The sequence below is a fragment of the Paenibacillus sp. N3.4 genome (genome assembly GCF_008017805.1).
Lineage (GTDB): Bacteria > Bacillota > Bacilli > Paenibacillales > NBRC-103111 > Paenibacillus_E.
Window position 1 is genome coordinate 1 of record NZ_VRTT01000088.1, and the last position, 18,005, is coordinate 18,005.

18 protein-coding genes are annotated in these 18,005 nt (G+C 44.2%); 17 read left to right on the forward strand and 1 reads right to left on the reverse strand.

All coding sequences use genetic code 11. From position 1 onward, the window contains the following. Positions 1 to 99 precede the first annotated feature (99 nt). The 3 genes from FU659_RS29705 (at position 100) to FU659_RS39085 (ending at position 1,039) form a co-directional block, all read left to right on the forward strand. Positions 100 to 267: a MepB family protein gene (locus tag FU659_RS29705; RefSeq protein WP_147950884.1), complete on the forward strand. Its 168-nt coding sequence runs from the start codon at positions 100 to 102 to the stop codon at positions 265 to 267. Between the two features lie 33 nt (positions 268 to 300). Then, positions 301 to 441, forward strand: a complete 141-nt coding sequence (locus FU659_RS35960) for a hypothetical protein (RefSeq protein ID WP_187274488.1) — start codon at positions 301 to 303, stop codon at positions 439 to 441. A 73-nt stretch (positions 442 to 514) separates the two neighbouring features. Beyond that, the gene (locus FU659_RS39085; RefSeq protein WP_187274489.1) at positions 515 to 1,039 is read left to right on the forward strand and encodes an acyltransferase family protein; all 525 of its coding nucleotides are present in this window, start codon (positions 515 to 517) and stop codon (positions 1,037 to 1,039) included. A gap of 153 nt (positions 1,040 to 1,192) precedes the next feature. Here the strand turns inward: FU659_RS39085 and FU659_RS29715 are convergent, their stop codons facing one another. After that, the gene (locus FU659_RS29715; protein ID WP_147950885.1) at positions 1,193 to 1,438 is read right to left on the reverse strand and encodes a hypothetical protein; all 246 of its coding nucleotides are present in this window, start codon (positions 1,436 to 1,438) and stop codon (positions 1,193 to 1,195) included. An 85-nt stretch (positions 1,439 to 1,523) separates the two neighbouring features. Here FU659_RS29715 and FU659_RS29720 point away from each other — a divergent pair, with 85 nt between their 5' ends. The 14 genes from FU659_RS29720 (at position 1,524) to FU659_RS38470 (ending at position 17,986) form a co-directional block, all read left to right on the forward strand. Continuing rightward, positions 1,524 to 1,706, forward strand: coding sequence for an AraC family transcriptional regulator (locus FU659_RS29720; RefSeq protein WP_147950886.1), 183 nt, complete (start codon positions 1,524 to 1,526; stop codon positions 1,704 to 1,706). 352 nt (positions 1,707 to 2,058) lie between these two features. Next, a complete protein-coding gene (locus FU659_RS29725; RefSeq protein WP_147950887.1) occupies positions 2,059 to 4,248 on the forward strand; it encodes a family 78 glycoside hydrolase catalytic domain in 2,190 nt (729 codons plus the stop codon). A 33-nt stretch (positions 4,249 to 4,281) separates the two neighbouring features. After that, a complete protein-coding gene (locus FU659_RS29730) occupies positions 4,282 to 4,590 on the forward strand; it encodes a hypothetical protein (protein WP_147950888.1) in 309 nt (102 codons plus the stop codon). A 14-nt stretch (positions 4,591 to 4,604) separates the two neighbouring features. Next, a complete protein-coding gene (locus FU659_RS29735; RefSeq protein WP_147950889.1) occupies positions 4,605 to 6,533 on the forward strand; it encodes a helix-turn-helix domain-containing protein in 1,929 nt (642 codons plus the stop codon). 206 nt (positions 6,534 to 6,739) lie between these two features. Then, positions 6,740 to 7,660 (forward strand): ABC transporter permease, encoded by a 921-nt coding sequence (locus FU659_RS29740; RefSeq protein ID WP_261808138.1) that lies wholly within the window; start codon positions 6,740 to 6,742, stop codon positions 7,658 to 7,660. 15 nt (positions 7,661 to 7,675) lie between these two features. Continuing rightward, positions 7,676 to 8,551, forward strand: coding sequence for a carbohydrate ABC transporter permease (locus FU659_RS29745; protein WP_147950890.1), 876 nt, complete (start codon positions 7,676 to 7,678; stop codon positions 8,549 to 8,551). A 117-nt stretch (positions 8,552 to 8,668) separates the two neighbouring features. Then, a complete protein-coding gene (locus FU659_RS29750) occupies positions 8,669 to 10,339 on the forward strand; it encodes an extracellular solute-binding protein (RefSeq protein WP_147950891.1) in 1,671 nt (556 codons plus the stop codon). 108 nt (positions 10,340 to 10,447) lie between these two features. Then, positions 10,448 to 12,217 (forward strand): hypothetical protein, encoded by a 1,770-nt coding sequence (locus FU659_RS29755; protein WP_147950892.1) that lies wholly within the window; start codon positions 10,448 to 10,450, stop codon positions 12,215 to 12,217. After that, complete coding sequence (locus FU659_RS29760; RefSeq protein WP_147950893.1) at positions 12,103 to 13,050, forward strand: beta-galactosidase; 948 nt, start codon at positions 12,103 to 12,105, stop codon at positions 13,048 to 13,050. The genes FU659_RS29755 and FU659_RS29760 overlap by 115 nt, the downstream gene beginning before the upstream one ends. A gap of 2 nt (positions 13,051 to 13,052) precedes the next feature. Beyond that, positions 13,053 to 14,909, forward strand: coding sequence for an OmpL47-type beta-barrel domain-containing protein (locus FU659_RS29765; RefSeq protein WP_187274491.1), 1,857 nt, complete (start codon positions 13,053 to 13,055; stop codon positions 14,907 to 14,909). Then, on the forward strand, positions 14,855 to 15,178 hold the full coding sequence (locus FU659_RS29770) for a hypothetical protein (RefSeq protein WP_147950895.1): 324 nt from the start codon (positions 14,855 to 14,857) through the stop codon (positions 15,176 to 15,178). Before FU659_RS29765 ends, FU659_RS29770 begins: the two co-directional genes overlap by 55 nt. Positions 15,179 to 15,193: 15 nt before the next feature. Continuing rightward, positions 15,194 to 15,406, forward strand: a complete 213-nt coding sequence (locus FU659_RS29775; RefSeq protein ID WP_147950896.1) for a hypothetical protein — start codon at positions 15,194 to 15,196, stop codon at positions 15,404 to 15,406. Between the two features lie 731 nt (positions 15,407 to 16,137). Then, a complete protein-coding gene (locus FU659_RS29780; RefSeq protein WP_222708672.1) occupies positions 16,138 to 17,499 on the forward strand; it encodes an ABC transporter substrate-binding protein in 1,362 nt (453 codons plus the stop codon). Positions 17,500 to 17,527: 28 nt separating this feature from the next. Continuing rightward, positions 17,528 to 17,986 carry a carbohydrate ABC transporter permease gene (locus FU659_RS38470; protein WP_315971384.1) on the forward strand — a complete coding sequence of 153 codons (459 nt, stop codon included), beginning with the start codon at positions 17,528 to 17,530 and terminating at the stop codon, positions 17,984 to 17,986. The last annotated feature ends 19 nt before the right edge of the window (positions 17,987 to 18,005 follow it).

Below are 18,005 nucleotides of genomic sequence, written 5' to 3' on the forward strand. Positions count from 1 at the left end.
CGTTCTCATATTCTTCCATAAACCATACCTCCGCTTCAACTTACTAGAAGTATCGTCTGGTTTTCAATTTAACAAACCAATAGTAGATAGCGAGGAAGCTTGTATAATCTGGTTAACGACAAGAGTGGGGATGGACCGATTCAACCCTATGACAGTTCAGATTCAGTAGATTTGTACGTGATTAGTACACGTGAGGATAGTAACTTTGGTCAATTTATATTTACGAATGCCGTACTATGTGCTCAGGATATCGTTTCCAAATCGTAAGTGGATACCAAATCATGTGGAAGGGCGGAGTTTATGATAACCAAATCTGTAATCGAAAGTATAAACCGTGTCTCAAAGCCGATCACAACCCCCGTGATGAAGATTGGCGGACAGCCGGTATGGTTGACAGAGCCACATTGGCCTCTAAGTGCAGGCGGGATAACCGCCCAATGATGTTTGTTGGCCAGATTGTTCTGGGTAAGGGACTATTTCCCGAACAAGCAGATGTGGGGCAGCGGATGGCTTATTGTCACCTACATATTTCGCTTACTTTTTAATTGGAGGTTATCTCGGTATTAACTACGTAATCTTCAAATCGTGGACGGAAAGAAATATCATATGGATATTGTTTATCACTTTTATTTCAGGCATAACCTATGTCGGATTGCTAATAGCAAGTCACTATTCTAATTTACTTTTTGAAAATTCACCATGGTATGATATTTCAGTTCTTTTATATTCAGTTGGAATTGGGGTATCCTTTCTTTGGCTAGGGCACTTATTGTTAAATAATTCATATGCGCCAATTCGTTGGCTTAATTCGATTAGTAGTTACTCATTTGGTATCTATTTAACTCATCCATTTTTACTGAGTTCATACAAATATTTCAATGAAGCACCTGGTTCAATCTGGGGATATAATTTATACACATTTATTGGGTTTTTTATAGTTTTTATCGGGGCATGGTATCTTTCTTATGTGTTTCGTAAACTGATAAGCTGGATGATAATGATTTATCAAAAAAGTGGTACTCAAAAATTACAATCCTAATAATTATGATAGCTGTTGAGGCAACGGTAAGGAAAACTATTTCCATTATTGGTAGTGTTCAAACAACGAGGCTGCCATGAATAATCGGCAGCCTCGTTACGTTAACGGGAGTTAGTTATAAACGGGGGATATTAATTCATTTTTGAAGAGCTCTCATATTTTCGACAAAAATATAGAAATAAGTATGCCGACAGTTGAGATCCATACGAAATAAGATTTCAATATACTTTTGATAATTGTATCCTGTTTTTTCAAATCATTTCTATGATTTTGTTGCATTTGTAAATCGATGTTTCCAGAAGGATTAGAGGCTCCTCTTGAGCCTACACCTTTAAAAAGCAAAGTTATTATGAGTAGAAATAAGGATCCCATAAACAAATAATCAGAAATTTGTTGCATTTAGCAACCTCCTTTTTAAAAATTATACCATATTATAACAGTTACTTCTGAATAATTATCCAATGGTTAAAAAGGTGCAACTTATTTGGGAACAATATCCGGCTGGCGACTGCCGTCAGAAGCAATCGCGATGTTGCGTGAGATGAGCAGCAATTATATGCCTATACGCACGGTCAGAATTGGATATCTGCATCCGAACACGTTCATTCGATTATTTAAAAAGCTGGTTGGTCAAACCCCAGGGGATTTTCGGAAGACTGCCAATTGAAGCCATAAAGATGAACTTTTTTTGTTGTTGATTCATATGATTTAGATTGCCGTAGAATTGGATTCACTGGAGAAAAAGCCAGGGATGACGGTTCTTTTTTTATTTGTGAATTTTGTTGATCGAGGGAAAATGAACGATTGTTAAAGCTCACCTTTCAGTTGTACAGTTGGATCGCAGGTTACTTCAAAGAAAAAGATCAAGGGAGAATATTCCACTGCTCCTTATGTTCAAACGAAAGGTAGTATTTTTGCATAGTTTGTTAAAAGCGGCTTGCTTGTTATGGCTATTTGAGATGTTTAGATTATCTGTTAAACTACAAGTATTCGAATTCAACTTTAGAGGAGAGATGAGATTGTCTAAGCTTTGGCAAGCACGTTGGATAACTGATGCCCCATTTGGATCGATAGAAAAATTAGATTTATATCATAAAGAAATGCACACGTCTGAATCAGAGACGCATCGTGAAGATTTGCAGCATCATCATTGGCTTGTGAGGAACACATTTAATCTAGAGTCTATTGATCTTGAAACCGTTTCCCTTTATATGGACATCACGGCAGACGATTACTACAAACTCTATCTAAATGGTCGTTTTGTCGTTCAAGGTCCGGCTCAAAATGATGCCGGCCACTACTATTACAATCGGATCGATGTTAGTCCCTTTCTCCAAACGGGGAACAATGTCATCGCTGTCCACGTGTATTACCAAGGCTTGGTTAATCGGGCATATAATAGCGGCGATTACAGGCAGGGGCTTATCGCAGAGCTGAAAATGGGCGATCGTGTTCTCGTAAAAACCGATGAGACTTGGCGAGCAAAACGGGCAGAAGAATACATAAAAGGGGACACTTTTGGCTACTCCACTCAATTTATAGAGCATATCGATGCCCGAAAGTCGGAAAAAGGCTGGAAGGATCTTTCCTTTGATGACTCCGCATGGCTTCCCGTCCAGACGAATGATCAAGCGGACTATTCGCTTATAGAGCAGCCGACACCGGTCTTATCGGTTTATGAGAAAAAACCGCAAACGGTAGAAAGAAAGGCTCCCGGGCATTATTTGATTGATTTTGGAGAGGAAATTACGGGTCAGTTTACCATGCGTGCGGATGGAGAAGCGGGAACGGAAATCGAAATTCGCTGCGGGGAAGAATTGGAAGCAGATGGACAAGCGGTAAGATTTATTATGCGCTGCAACTGCACTTATCAGGAGCGCTGGACGTTATCTGGGAACGGCGATACATTGGATTGTTATGATTACAAAGGCTTTCGATACGTGGAAGTGTTTGGCCCCGAACAAGCGATACGTCCCGATTCGTTCCAAGCGGTCGTCAGACACTATCCTTTTAATGAAGAAAGCTGTCGTTTTCAAAGCTCGGATGAATTGATGAACCAAATTTTTCAAATATGTAAAAATGGAGTCAAGTATGGTTCCCAAGAAAACTTTGTAGACTGTCCGACCCGTGAGAAAGGACAATATTTGGGTGATAATACCATAATCGGGCACTCTCACATGCTCCTTAGCGGCGATCTGCGGCTGTACCGTAAGGCGATTGAGCAGTTTGCTCTGAGTTCCTCCACCTGCCCGGGTCTCATGTCCGTAGTTCCGGGACACTTTATGCAGGAAATTGCTGACTTTTCGCTTCAGTGGCCCATGCAGCTGCTGGAATATTATCGATACAGCGGGGATATCACCTTTTTGCGGGACATGTATCCGTATGCGGAGCAGCTTCTTCGTCATTTTCAAGCTTTCGATCGAGGCGACGGATTGTTGCACGAAGTTACCGATAAATGGAATTTGGTCGATTGGCCAATGGAGCTGCGCGACGAATACGATTATGCGCTCACGAAGCCGGTAGGTCCTGGCTGCCATAACGTGGTTAATGCATTTTATCTCGGCTGCATGCAAGCGGTAAATGAGCTGCGTGATTTGCTTGGGATTTCTTATGAGGATGATCTCCCGCGGTTAAAGAAACGATTCAATGAAGTTTTTTATGATCCGACCCATCGGTTATTTACAGACGCAGAGGGAAGCGGGCATCATGCGCTGCACGCCAATGTGCTGCCATTGCTTTTTAATCTGGCTCCGGCTGAATCCGTTCCATTCATCGTGAATCAGATTCGCGAGAAAAGATTTTCGTGCGGTGTGTACTTTTCCTACTTTGTCCTAAAAGCTTTGGCGAGCGTTGGAGAACATTCGTTGATGTACGAGCTTATGAGCTCCGAAGAAGAACGTTCTTGGGGAAATATGGTGAAAGAAGGCGCTACGACTTGTTTTGAGGCCTGGGGGAAAGAACAAAAGTGGAATACGAGTCTTTGTCACCCTTGGGCAAGCGCTCCGGTACCTTTGCTGATCGAGGAAATCATCGGACTGAAGCCAGCCAAACCCGGGTGGAAGGAAATTTCCTTTTCACCAAAAATTCCGGCACAATGGGAGCATTTTACGCTGCAAGTCCGCGTCCCTTCCGGATTGATTCGCCTTGCTTACAACCATGGACAGTGGGCCCAGGATTTCCCGCAACAAGTACGGGTGATCCGACACTGACCACAAAAATATTTGAGAAAAGGAGAGCAAACGATGATAAAGAATATCTCGCTGAACAAGACATGGTTTCGTCGTCTCCTGTTCTCCTATGTCACGATTTTCCTTTTTATTGTACCTCTTCTTATGTTTATCTTGTTGATGGCCTTCAGTGAATTGTCGCGAAAAACCGCTGTTGAATCGAATGAAATTTTCACCAAGCAAGTGCTCCAATCTGTTGACAATCAGCTGAAGCTGATGGATAACACGATCACGAATGAGATCGCTAGCGATGATACGCTATTGGGTTTTTTAATCCTGCCTTGCAGAACGATCGCTATTATTCGGGCTATTTGTCGTCTTTAAAAGTGAATAGTCTCATGGCAACAATGCCTCTCATCGATTCGATCTATTTATACAGGCTATCGGATGACACGGTGCAGACACCATATTCCGTTTCCAAGCTGGCTGTATTTAACGATAAACAATTGATTGTGGAAGCATTGAAGCAGTCTGGGCTAAATCGTCTTTGGACAAATGTTCGGAAAGGTTACACGGAGCAAGGCGATTCTACCGATTTCGTATCCTTAGTGCGATATGTCCCATTAAATTCCGGTAATGACGGTCTAATTGTTGTCAATGTGCAGCTTCAAGCGATTGTCCGCTTCGTTCAAACACTAACGACGGAAAACTCCAATCATATCAGCCTTCATGACCGCGAGGGTACGCCTATTTATGGTGATATTCATGGAAACGATCCCCTAATGACGGAGATGCACTCCGATTATTCCGAATGGGCCATTTCCAGCAGTGTGGCGAATGGTAATTTGTTTCGCCTTGTCTCTGCAATATCCAAATATTGGATATTCATATGTATCATTTTCTTTTTTATCGGCGTTTTATGGATTGTTGTGGTTACTCGACGGAACTATAAGCCTGTAGAAACGATCATACAGCGTATCCAATTGTTCTCCCAGCAAAAAAGCGCCGAACTGTTCCGTAAAGGCAATCATGATGAATTTAAGTTCATCGATACCGCCTTGGTGAATTTGATGGAGCAGTCAAATGCCTATCAGAAGCAGCATGAGGAAGATTTGGTTTTTAAGCGAAAGCATTTCTTTTTCGAATGGATGGAAGGGAATCGCCCCTTGAAGTATGAAGAGTGGCAACAGGAGATGGAGAGTCTCGGAATGCCTTGCGATTTTGACTCGTTATGTGTAAGTGTGCTCGAAATTAATAAATACAGTAAATTCGCTAGTCTTTATTCAGATCATGATCAAAATTTGCTTAAATTCGTTTTGTGTAGCGTAGTAAAGGAAATCGCAATTGGCCGAAATGTAACCATATGGATCGAGTGGACGTCCAAGGATCAATTGACTTTGCTGCACTTGGTCCAGAAAGTTTCGCCTGAGAGTAAGCCCGAGCAGATCGCGAGTGAAATAGCGAATGACATGATGCAATGGGTGAAGACCTACCTTGATTTTAATATTACAATGGGCATAGGTTCAGGAGTCGATCGCATAGAGCTTGTACATTATGCCTATGTCGAAGCCTTGGAAGCACTTCAATATAAACCTTCGCTAGGTGAGGATAGCGTGATTTGTTATTGGGAGATTAATCCTGAGGGTAAGCAGCAGTCGCTCGATCTGCTCGAATATATCCGCGCGCTTGCCTTTTCATTACGAACGGGGGAAGGCGATTGGCAGGGCAGCTTCGCACAACTTTTCGATGGCGTACGAGCTGGTCTGTATGCACGTAAGGAATTGGACAACCTAATGAACTATATGATATTTTTTCTTGATAAGGAGTTTACGGACCTACCAGCGGATGTGCAAAAAATATGGGCAAACGGCGTGCAGGATAAACTGCAAAAAGCGGTAGACGACTGGGACACTGTGGACGAACTACAGCATATGTTGAGAAATGTTCTTACGGAAACAACAGAAGCAATCGCGACGTTGCGTGAGATGAGCAGCAATTATATGCTTATCCGCAAAATTAAATTGTATATGGAGGAACATTACCAGAATCCGGATCTATCATTGCTTCATTTAAGTGATGTGTTTCATGTGCAAATGAAAAGCATCAGTCGTACGTTTAAAGAAGAAATTGGGGAAAATTTTATTGATTATTTGACGCGAATTCGTACGGAGCACGCTAAAGAGCTTCTGGTTCATACCGAGCATTCCATACAAGAGATTACGGTCAAAATTGGATATCTGCATCCGAACACGTTTATTCGATCATTTAAAAAGCTGGTTGGTCAAACACCAGGAGACTTTCGGAAGACTGCTCAAGTGAAATCATAAAGATGAACTTTGTTGATTGGTGTTTTTTTGTTGATTCATAGGATTTGGATTGCGATAGAATCGGATTCACTGGAGAAAAAGCCAGGGATGACGGTTCTTTTTTTATTTGAGAATATTGTTGATCGAGGGAAAATGAACGATTGTTCTACCTCACTTTTCAGTTGTACAGTTAGATCGCAGGCTACAACAAAGAAAGAGGGAACGATATGAAAGCAATAGACCGAAGGGGAGTCGACATGAAGAGATTAAGGGAGAATATTCCACTTCTCCTTATGTTCATACCCGTCATTTTATTTTACTTAATTTTCAAATACGTGCCAATGGCTGGACTGATCATTGCTTTTAAAGATTATAACTTTTTTGATGGGTTGTTTCACAGTCCTTGGGTTGGATTTGAACATTTTCAAAAGCTGTTCAATGACGCAAATACATTAAAAATTATCCGAAACACGCTTCTACTTAGCAGTCTAAACATATTCGTGGGGTTTCCGTTTCCGATTCTATTAGCTATTCTTTTGAACGAAGTGAGAAAAATGTGGTTCAAGAAGATCGTTCAAACGCTTGTTTATTTACCTTACTTTTATTCATGGATTATTGTCGGTGGGATCGTCTTTAGTATTTTCGGAATCGAAGGAAGCTGGTTAAGTCATTTGATGACCCTTTTTAAGATGGAACCATTTCCATTCTTATACAATATCAAATCATGGATCACCATCTTTGTTAGTGCGGGAATATGGAAGGATATGGGTTTCAGTGCCATCATCTATTTGGCGGCAATGACGACAATCGACCCGTCGCTTTACGAATCAGCAAGTATGGATGGTGCTAATAAATGGAAACAGATTATTCATATTACGATTCCCGGAATTGCGCCGACCATCATTTTGGTCTTTATTCTTTCTATGGGGCGCGTGATGGAAGTCGGATTCGACCCCATTTACGTCTTAAAAAATGCTGCGGTGAACGACGTTTCGGATGTCATCAGCACGTATATTTATCGCGTTGGACTGCAAGGTGCGCAATTTAGCTTAACTACAGCAATGGGCATGTTTGAATCAGTCGTTGCTTTAATTCTACTGCTCTCTGTCAATTGGATTGCACGTCGCTTTCAGCAGGGTCTATTTTAGAAAGGAGGAATCGAGATGCGTGCATCCAATGGAGATAAAATCTTCTACATCATAAATTATATTGTATTAGCCTTAATTGCCTGCTCAAGCTTGTTTCCACTTCTTCATTTAATTGCGCTTTCCATTAGCAGTTCGTCCGCCGTCGAAACTGGGAAAGTAAATCTGTGGCCCATCGGCTTCACCTGGGATACGTTTAATGTTTTGATCAAGGGAACACCGCTCATCCGCTCATTCAGCAACAGTGCTGTGATCACGTTCGTAGGTATTACGTTAAGTATGCTCACCACAATTATGGCCGCATATCCTTTATCGCGTCCCAACTTTTATGCACGACGTTTTTTTACGCTTTGGATGATCTTTACGATGATCTTTACAGGAGGCATTATCCCTACTTTCCTGGTTATTCAAAGTTTGGGACTAGTTAACACCTATTGGGCTCTTTGGTTACCTGGTTTAGTAAGTACGTATAACATGTTGCTTCTACGCACGTACTTCGAGAACATCCCGTCTGAAATTGACGATGCGGCACGAATGGATGGCTGCAGCGAAGTACGTCTTCTACTTCAAGTTGTATTGCCCATTTCTATGCCTGTTCTCGCGACATTAACGCTTTTTTATGGTGTTGCGTACTGGAATATTTTTTTTAGTATGCTGATTTACATCAACGATACCGATAAGCAAAACTTAACCGTGCTCGTACAGCAAATGATTCAAAGTCAGAGCGTGCTGCAGCAATCCTCGATAGTGCAGCCTGACGATCAGGTTCATGTGGTGGAGGAAGGAATTAAAGCTGCAGGCGTGATCGTCCTGATTACCCCGATGTTGGTGGTTTATCCATTTTTGCAAAAATACTTTGTCAAAGGCGTTATGCTTGGTTCTGTGAAAGGATAGGAGATGATGGCGATAAGGAGGTGGTGCTACAAAGGGAAATGTGGTTCTTAAAGATCCGATGAGGTAAGCTTAAGCAAACGAATAACAAATAACAAATTTTAAAAGGGGTTATCAAACATGAAAAAATGGTTTGCGACATCACTAACGATGGCATTATCGACTTCAATGGTTCTAACGGCATGCAGTACGAAAGCTACCGTACAACCGAGTTCCTCTGCTAATTCAACAACTCCAACAGCATCAACAACGCCAGCCAAGAAAGGCGATATATCCGTATCGGTTTATGACCGCGGAAAAATTCCTGCTGCAGAAGGAACATTAGAAGATAATCGTTGGTCAAAGTTTATTAATGAAAATGGCCCTGCGAATGTCAAATATGTTCCAATTCCGCGCAACGAGGCGGCTCAAAAATTCAATGTACTGTTTGCCTCGGGATCGGCGCCTGATATTATTAACGAGTTTGATCCGAATATACTAAACCCGCTCATCGATCAGAAACAGCTTATGCCGCTAAACGACCTGATCGAAAAGAACAGCGTTGAATACAAGAAGGTTCTTCAGGATTATCCCGCATTGAAGAAAGTAGCGACCAGTCCCGACGGGAATATGTACAAAGTTGGACGGGTACTGGAATCAGTTCCAAGTTATGCGGTCTTCGTTCGTGCAGATTGGTTGAAAAAATTAAATCTGGACGTTCCGAAAACGACCGAGGATTTGTATAAAGTAGCAAAAGCGTTTGCGGAGCAAGACCCTGACGGCAACGGAAAGAAGGACACATACGGAATGGCATTGAGTTTTCGTTCGGAGTTTGCGATCGATATGATGTTCGGGAACCCTGTTGAGCTGTATGGTCTTGTAAACGATCAACCGAGCCGTGCATTTGAAAATGCGAGATTGGCGACTGAATTCAAAAAACGCTTGTTTGATGAGGGGATAATCGATAAAGACTTCGTGAATGACAAAAATGGAGCAAAGGCCAAACAAGACTTTTTGAATGGCAAGACGGGTATTTACCCGACTTTTGTAGGAAGTTGGTTCGAATCGACAGTAACGGATATACAAACCTTGAAAAAGGCTGTCCCAGATGCCGATGTGATCCCTATCGCACTGCCAAAAAGTCCAGTAGGTGAATTTATTCCGGACGTAACAAGTCCAGTGCAAATGACAACTGCGATCAATGCAAAGACCAAAGACCCGGTTGCAGCGATCAAATATATCGACTATATGGATCGTGTCTCGACGGGTACCAGCCTGCTTTTCGGAGTGGAAGGCACGCATTATAAGAAGGATGCAAACGGATGTCCGCAAATCATCGACCCGAATAAAAGTAAAGCAGAAGTTAGCTGGGCGGACGACTACGCTCATTTCTATTCCCGTTTGCTGCTCGGGAAGTGTGCGTTCATACAAAATCAATTCAATCCTGAGATTCCGGAACAAAAAGCCGGACTTGACATGTTCAACAAAGCCGGGGCCTTATATCTCGATTCGACTAAAAAATACCGTTTCGTCACCTTGCAAGAGCTTATACCGACTTTCCCCAAGGATTTGCAACCGTCATTTAACACCGTCAAAAAGCAAATTACCGATACGTGGTTGAAAGCAGTCATAAGCGGGGACAAATATTCTGCTGATCAAGCCTACAAGGACGTTCAGACTGCATGGGATAAAGCGGGCGGCAAACAAATGGACGACTTCATCATCGAGTGGTATAAAACCAGTAAGGACAGCAGTTTCATGTTGAAAGATTTATGGGAGACCGTTGCGAAACAAGCGCAAATGAAGAAATAAGCAACGCGCATTTAACAAAGGATGGGGGCCGTTATACAATTTGCGGTCCTCAGCTTTACGTTATCCTTGCACGAATTTTATCCTTACACGAATATGAGGAGGGGTATTATGGGGAAGTATAAGAAATTTGTTTGTGTTTTGGGGCTATTATTTTTTATGGTAATTGGAGCACGCGCCGCTCATGCGGCGGTTATACAGCAGCTGCCGGTCTCGAATCCAGGATTCGAGACGCTGACTGTAGCGAACGGCGTTTACAGTCCGAAAGACTGGAAGACGTGGTGGTGGAGCGGGCCCGTCAACAATCCGCCGATTGCGGCAGCGAATTATACGGAGAATGAGAAAAGCGGAGGGCAGCGCTCCGTATTTATCAGCAGTGTCAGCACGGGATTCGCGGGGTGGGTATCGAGCCCCATAACGCTCCCTTCGGATATGATCTCGTTTCGGATTACTGCGAAACTGAAGACTTCGCAAGATTATGCGGGAAACAAACCGCGGTTTTGGGTTTCCTTCCAGAACAATGGGAATTTTTTGGGGTCCTACACGACGGACCAGACGGAGGGATTGTCGCTTGGCGATTGGACGGAGGTGTCGTTTACCGTGGATCGCAGCCAATTTCCTGCTGGCACAAACACGCTTGTATTGAACCTGTCGACAACCAGCATAAATGCTGCGACACCAGCAAGCGGCAAAATTTACTACGATGATGTAATGGTAGAAGCGTCGGATGAACCGATTCCGGTTGTACAGCAGCTGCCAGTTTCGAATCCGGGCTTCGAGACATTGACAGTGACGAATGGCGTTAACAGCCCAAAAGATTGGAAAACTTGGTGGTGGAACGGACCCTCGAACAATCTACCGGCTTCGGCGGCGAATTATACAGAGGATGAAAAAAGCAGCGGTCAGCGCTCGGTGTTTATCAACAGTGTCAGCACGGGTTACGCGGGGTGGGTGTCGAGTCCTATAACGCTCCCTTCGAATATGACATCGTTTCGAATTACTGCTAAGCTGAAGGCGTCCCCCGATTATTCGGGCAATAAACCGCGGTTTTGGGTTTCCTTCCAGAACAACGGGACGTTCTTAGGGTCCTACACGACGGATAAGACGGAGGGGTTGTCGCTGGCAGATTGGACGGAGGTATCGTTTACCGTGGATCGAGGCCAATTTCCGGCAGGCACCAACACGCTTGTGCTGAATTTGACGACCACCAGCATAAATGCTGCGACACCGGCAATCGGCAAACTTTACTTCGATGATGTGAAGGCGGAAGCGTCGAACCAATCGCTGGGACCCGTTGTTTTTACTTTGAAATCCAATAAATTTGCAAGCTGGTGGAATCTGGGGGACCCCGTAGTCTATCAATTGAACGCCGGAGCAGTACCGAGTTCCGCTAAATCTATATTTGGTAGCGTTTACAATTCTGATAATAAATTGATTGCACAAGTGCCTGTATCGAGACAGACGTTTCTCGATCAAGGCTGGAGCTGGACGCCTTCGGAGCCGGGGTATTACGAAATTGCTTTTGCGTATCAACAGAACGGTTCTACGGATTTAACGGATTTGCCCGTTAAATATACATATTCACAGACGGATCTGACTACGTTTTCGCGTGAGCGGTATTCATTGGTAGTAAGTCAGGGTCCAACGAAGCCAATATCGCAAAGGTGGCCGACTATGGGCTTTAGCTACCAGCTTTCGGAAGGCGAGAATGCCATGAAACTGGCTGATTTAGTGGGATTTCACTTTGCGCGGATTCATGCAGTGCCATGGGGAACGCAGTTCGTGATACGAGCTGGGCGATTGAACCGTCCCGCGGTGTTTATAATTGGTCGAGATTCGATGAGCAAATTAACAAGCTGTCAAGTTACGGCTTCGATCTGATTGGAAATCTGTTATACACGCCGCAGTGGGCATCGCCGCATCCCGAGCAAACGCAGGTGAATATCAGTGTCCCGGCATATTCCGCTTATGCTCCTGTGGATATGAAGGACTGGGAAGATTTTGTTCGTGCCGTCGTTACCCGGTACGATACTCGGATTAAGACGTGGGAAGTATGGAATGAGCCAAACTTGCCAGGGTTGAGCGGGTTTTGGCTGGATTCGACGGAACGTTTCGTTGAGCTGTTGAAAACTGCGTATCAGACAATTAAAGAGGAGCAGCCGGATTCAGATGTATGGATTGGGGGACTCGCAGGACGCAACTATTTGAACTTTTATAAAGAGCTGCTCAGCTTGGGTGGAGCGTCCTATTTTGATAAGCTCTCGCTGCATGGTTACCAGCCAGATCCGCGCGAATTCCAGCGTATAGATCAGGCTTTTGGAATCGCTTCCAAGCAGTGGGCCGATTCGGAGAGTCATGCGGTTCTGGTCAATTCGAATTCGGTAACAGGCACAGTGCCTACGGAATCTGAGATCGCCAAGCGCATGATCGTTGACTTCCTGTCGCAGCTCAAATGGGGAACGCAAAAAATCGCTTTTTTTCATATGTTGAATTTATCGGAGATGGAAACATTATCTTATGCAAAGAGCACCGGTACTGTTACGCACGCATCGGGTTTATTCCGTTCAAAGCCGCGAGTGGAGCCGAGACTCGCAGCGTCAGTAGCCCACCATTTCTCGATCTTGCTGGCCAATCGCTCGTTTATAAAGGGGAGTATGTTCTCGAGGGAGGACAAAAAGCAGTTGATCTCGACAATGACGGAACCCGGCTCATAGGTTTGTGGTCTGACGCATCCTCAGAAGCTCCGATTGATGCGCGTCTAGCGGCTGCGTTCACTGACCAGACTCTCGTTACGGACTGGGAGGGCAAAACGCAAAGTGCCAATAACACACTAAGCGTACGTCCTGGCAAGGTATATTGGATAAGTAATGCGAATAGCGCAGCACTAGCCCTACTTCCGATCTCAGAGCCGTTTTTGATCTCGGATTTCGATCGTAATACGAATCATATCGTTGTGCCTGAGTCGAAGGGAACCAGCGGACAACTTTTCAATCCTACCACTTTAGAAGTCGCTGACCATGCGGTTTGGATTACCGATAATTGGGCTTATAAAGCAGCAGCCCAGCCGACGAAACCGGCGGATTTTGACGCATCATTTGCGGCGGGATATTCGGATAGCGGACTGGACCTGATCGTTCGCGTGAAGGATGGGACATTTGTTCAAGATAATCCACTCGGAAGCTTCTGGAAAGGGGACAGCGTACAGTTCGCAATCGATACATTCGGACAGGGTTTTACGGGAGATCAGGTGGAATTCCAGGCAGCATTGACACCGCAGGGCCCCGTGCTTTATAAACAATTGGTGCCTTTTGTTGGCGGCAATTTGCCAACAAATTGGACACCGGGGAACAGCGTAGCACAGTACGCTTCATTAAAGGTAGATCAAACGGTCCCCAATGAAACGACTTATTATATCCATGTGAATTCTTCTGAATTGTATCCTTATGTACATGATCCGAAAAATCCGCTTCGACTGTCGGTGCTGGTCAACAACAATAATGGCAGCGGTCGGCTTGGATGGCTTGAGTGGAGCAGCGGGATTGGAAGTGATAAAAATCCGGCGAAATATGGGAAAGTATGGACGTTGAATGGGCTAGTTGTTGAAGCAGTTCAAACGAGTATGACAAAGGGGCAAACACAGACTCTGGGTGCCCGCGGACTGACGGCAAACGGGTTTGTAGATTTATCCGGCAAGGCTGCTTGGAGTTCATCCGATGCATCAACCGTAACCGTGGATACTTATGGCACAGTGAAGGCGATTGGGGAAGGCAGCGCGATCATTCAAGCATCGTATGGCCCCTTCGTCGGAAGCATAGCGATAACGGTAGGTAATTCGCTGCCAGTTACGACTGCGGCTGTTTCACCTGCCCAGCCAGATGGACAAAATGGCTGGTACGTGAATCCGGTTACAGTTACAATGGCTGCCATCGATCATTTATCGGGTGTGGCGAAGACAGAGTATAGCTTGGATGGCGGAACGACCTGGGAGCCTTATGCGAATCCGCTAACCTTAGATAAAGATGCGCAAAATGTATTGAGCTACCGTTCAACAGATAAAGCGGGTAATGTGGAAGTTGCACAAACATTGACAATTAATGTCGATAAAACAGCCCCTGTCACAACAGCGACCTTGTCACCTGCACTGCCGGACGGACAGAATGGCTGGTACGTGAATCCGGTCACGGTAACATTGGGCGCCACTGATAATTTGTCGGGTGTGGCGAAGACAGAGTATAGCTTGGATGGCGGAACCACATGGCAGACCTTTATGGTGCCATTAACGTTTGATCGGGATAGCAAGTACACCTTCAGCTATAGGTCGACAGATCATGCAGGAAATGTAGAGATATCACAGACGATTAGCTTCAACGTGGATAGGGTAGCTCCCACGATTTCCATTTCCGCACCGGCAGCTCAATCTTATAGCGACGCGGATGACATGACACCGCAGTTTACGGTTACGGATGACTTATCCGGAGTTGATAATGGTAAGACTGTTTTGACCTTGGATGGTCAAACATGCAGCAGGGAACCACAATTCCTCTCTATACCTTGTCACTGGGTTCACACGTAACGATGGTAACAGCAGCTGATACGGCAGGAAATAGTTCGATCCAATCGGTGACATTTCAAACCACTACAAGCATTGCCTCGTTAAAGGCATTGGTCACACGTTTTACGGGTAGTGGATGGATTGATAACGGCGGAATTTCAAACAGTTTGCAGAAGAAACTGGACGAAGGGAATCTAGGTGCTTTCATCAACGAGGTGCAGGCGCAGAGTGGGAAACACGTCTCAACGGCTGCCGCCAAATATCTGATTCGGGATGCACAAGCATTATAAGGCAGCATAAATTTCATGGCGCAGGGTGCAGCCGAACTTATTACTTCGACTGCCCTTTACGTGCGACCCGCATGGGCGCACGTAAAGGGATATTCAAACATATGGAAAGATGGTAATTATACCTTGAGGTATCCCTCGGCAGACCATGCAGGAAATGAAGAGGCCGCGAAAACGATTAGTTTTATGATCGATATGACACCGCCGACCGCAGTTATAAAGACTTACTAAATATGAGAATTCGTACGTTTTTGTAGAAATGAAAATTTCCATCATAGATAAAACCAAAGTTTAAATTGTTTGTCTCAAAACCGAGCGAGACTCAGGTGTCCACTCCTGCTTCTCCTCGGTTTTTCTATTTTTGCAGGGAATCAAGATTATCCAATAACGCCTCATAAATCAAGGTTTAGAAAGTGAGATAGTCATAAGTCTTGAATCAGTGCAAATTCTCTATTTTTAAATTGGGGAAAAAGGAAATATTCGGAATTTGTCGAATGGTGTAATGTGATTGAATGTGAGAGTTCGTTCTGTGTACATTTTTAAGTCAAGTAATAGATTAGTTAAAGCCTGAGTAAAGGAAGGTTTTTTGGTTCGAGAAACAGGTGCGGAGTAAGCGTCAAATAGCCCTCAACTTGATAACAAGGTGGGGGCTATTTGACGCTTACCTTAAAAGGATGCTTCTCTAATGTTGTCTACTTGACGGGGGTAAGTTCCATATTGGGTAAGCATGCTTTAGTTTGATAAATAAACAATACAGTTAACACAGTTCAGCCTTTACTTTGCAACTAACATATGGAGCATTGATAGCATGTCGGTAAAATTACCTCCCCTATTCCCAACCCAATCCATTAGAAAATGATACTTTATATAAGTTAGGATACCTATTTTTCACCATTTTACGGTGTTACAATATTTTTGTAAGCACTTTCAAACGAAAAGCAGATCCTTGAGGGGGAAAGACGATGAAAATGAAATGGAATGCAAGGATACTCAGTGCAACCTGTGCCATCACCTTGTTGGGTGTTGTCATGACCGGATGTCAAAGCAATAGCAATACGTCACAGACTACTGCACCAACATCTACCAACAATAAAACGGAGACACCGAAGCAAGTTACACTCCGGTTTTCCTGGTGGGGTGGGGATGCCCGTCACAAAGGAACGCTAGATGCCATTAACCTATACATGAAAAAGAACCCGAATGTCAAAATCGAAGCGGAATACGGTGGTTTTGACGGGTATCGCGAAAAGTTGGTGACGCAACTGGCCGGTGCATCAGCCCCGGATATTATTCAAATCGATGCTCCTTGGGTCAAGGACCTAGGAAACGCGGATTATTTGGTCGATCTTAACAAGTACAAGGATAAGCTTGATCTTAAGGGGTTCGATGATAAATTTCTCAAGGATTACACTGTGTTCAACAATAAATTGTTAGGCCTGCCGACCGGTATTAACGCAACGACCTTCATCGTCAATCAAGACATGTTCAAACAAAACGGCATTGAAATCAATCAGGATTGGGATTGGGAAAAGCTGGTTACTGAAGGCAAGAAGCTGCATGACAAAAATCCGAGACAGTACCTGCTGAACGCAGAGCAAAGTGTTTTCGCTGATATGATCATTCGACCGTACGTGATCCAGAAAACAGGACAGCAGTGGATTAAAGATGATGATTTCACGATGGGCTTTGATAAAGAAGTTCTGACCGACGCCTTCAAATATACGTTGTCGTTATATGATAACGGCGTGCTGCAGCCGGCACAGGAAAGCTTCCTGTTCCAACGTAAAGCCGAGACGAATCCGAAATGGCTGAATAAAGAAATTGCCGGGATGTTCAACTGGGTGTCCAATCTACCTCTAACGAAGAAACCGATGGAGAAGGAAACCGACGTGACAACTGTTCCAGTTGCAAAAAACGCCAAGGATAGCGGCTTCCAGGTCCGACCTTCCCAGGTAATGGTCGTTAATAGTAAGTCTGCTTCGATCGAGGAGAGCATCAAATTCATGAATTTCTTCTTCAACGACAAAGACGCAGCGCTGTTATTAACCGATGTTAGAGGCTTACCGGCGGTTGAAGCGATCCGCAAATCGTTGGTGGACGCGAATAAAGTCGATCCACTTGCGGTGAAAGCAACGGACGCAGCCTTGAAAAAAGCAGGAACGCCTTATAACGCGCTGTCCAATAATGAGGAGCTCATCAAAATACTCATCGATAGCGTAGAGAAGGTCGCCTACAAAAAGCTGACACCGGAGCAGGCCGCCGCCGATATGATTACCCGTTATCAAGATAAATTGAAGGAACTGAAATCCGCAGCTAAGAAATAAGGATAAGCAGTTGGGAGTGGAACAAACCATGATAAATAAACTGTCGGATTTCAACAAAAAGGAATGGGTAGGTCTCCTATACATCACTCCATGGATTATCGGATTTGCTTTGTTTCAGCTGTATCCCTTAGTCACTTCCTTGGGGTACTCCTTCACGGATTATACGATGCGCAAGTCACCTAACTTCATTGGTTTCGATAATTATGTCCATATGTTTATGAAAGACGACGATTTTTTTCAATCTTTGAAGATCACTTTTCTCTATGTGTTAATGGCGGTACCCTTCAAGCTGGGGTTCGCCCTGTTGATCGCCGTACTCGTGAATGTCAAACTAAAGTATGTAAATTTGTTCAGAACACTGTATTATTTGCCCTCGATTCTGGGTGGAAGCGTGGCCGTATCGATTCTATGGCGGTTTCTGTTTATGAAGGAAGGAATGGTCAATGAAGCGCTAGCTTCGTTGTCCATTCCGCAATCGATTGGTTAGGCAGCCCAAGGATTGCGCT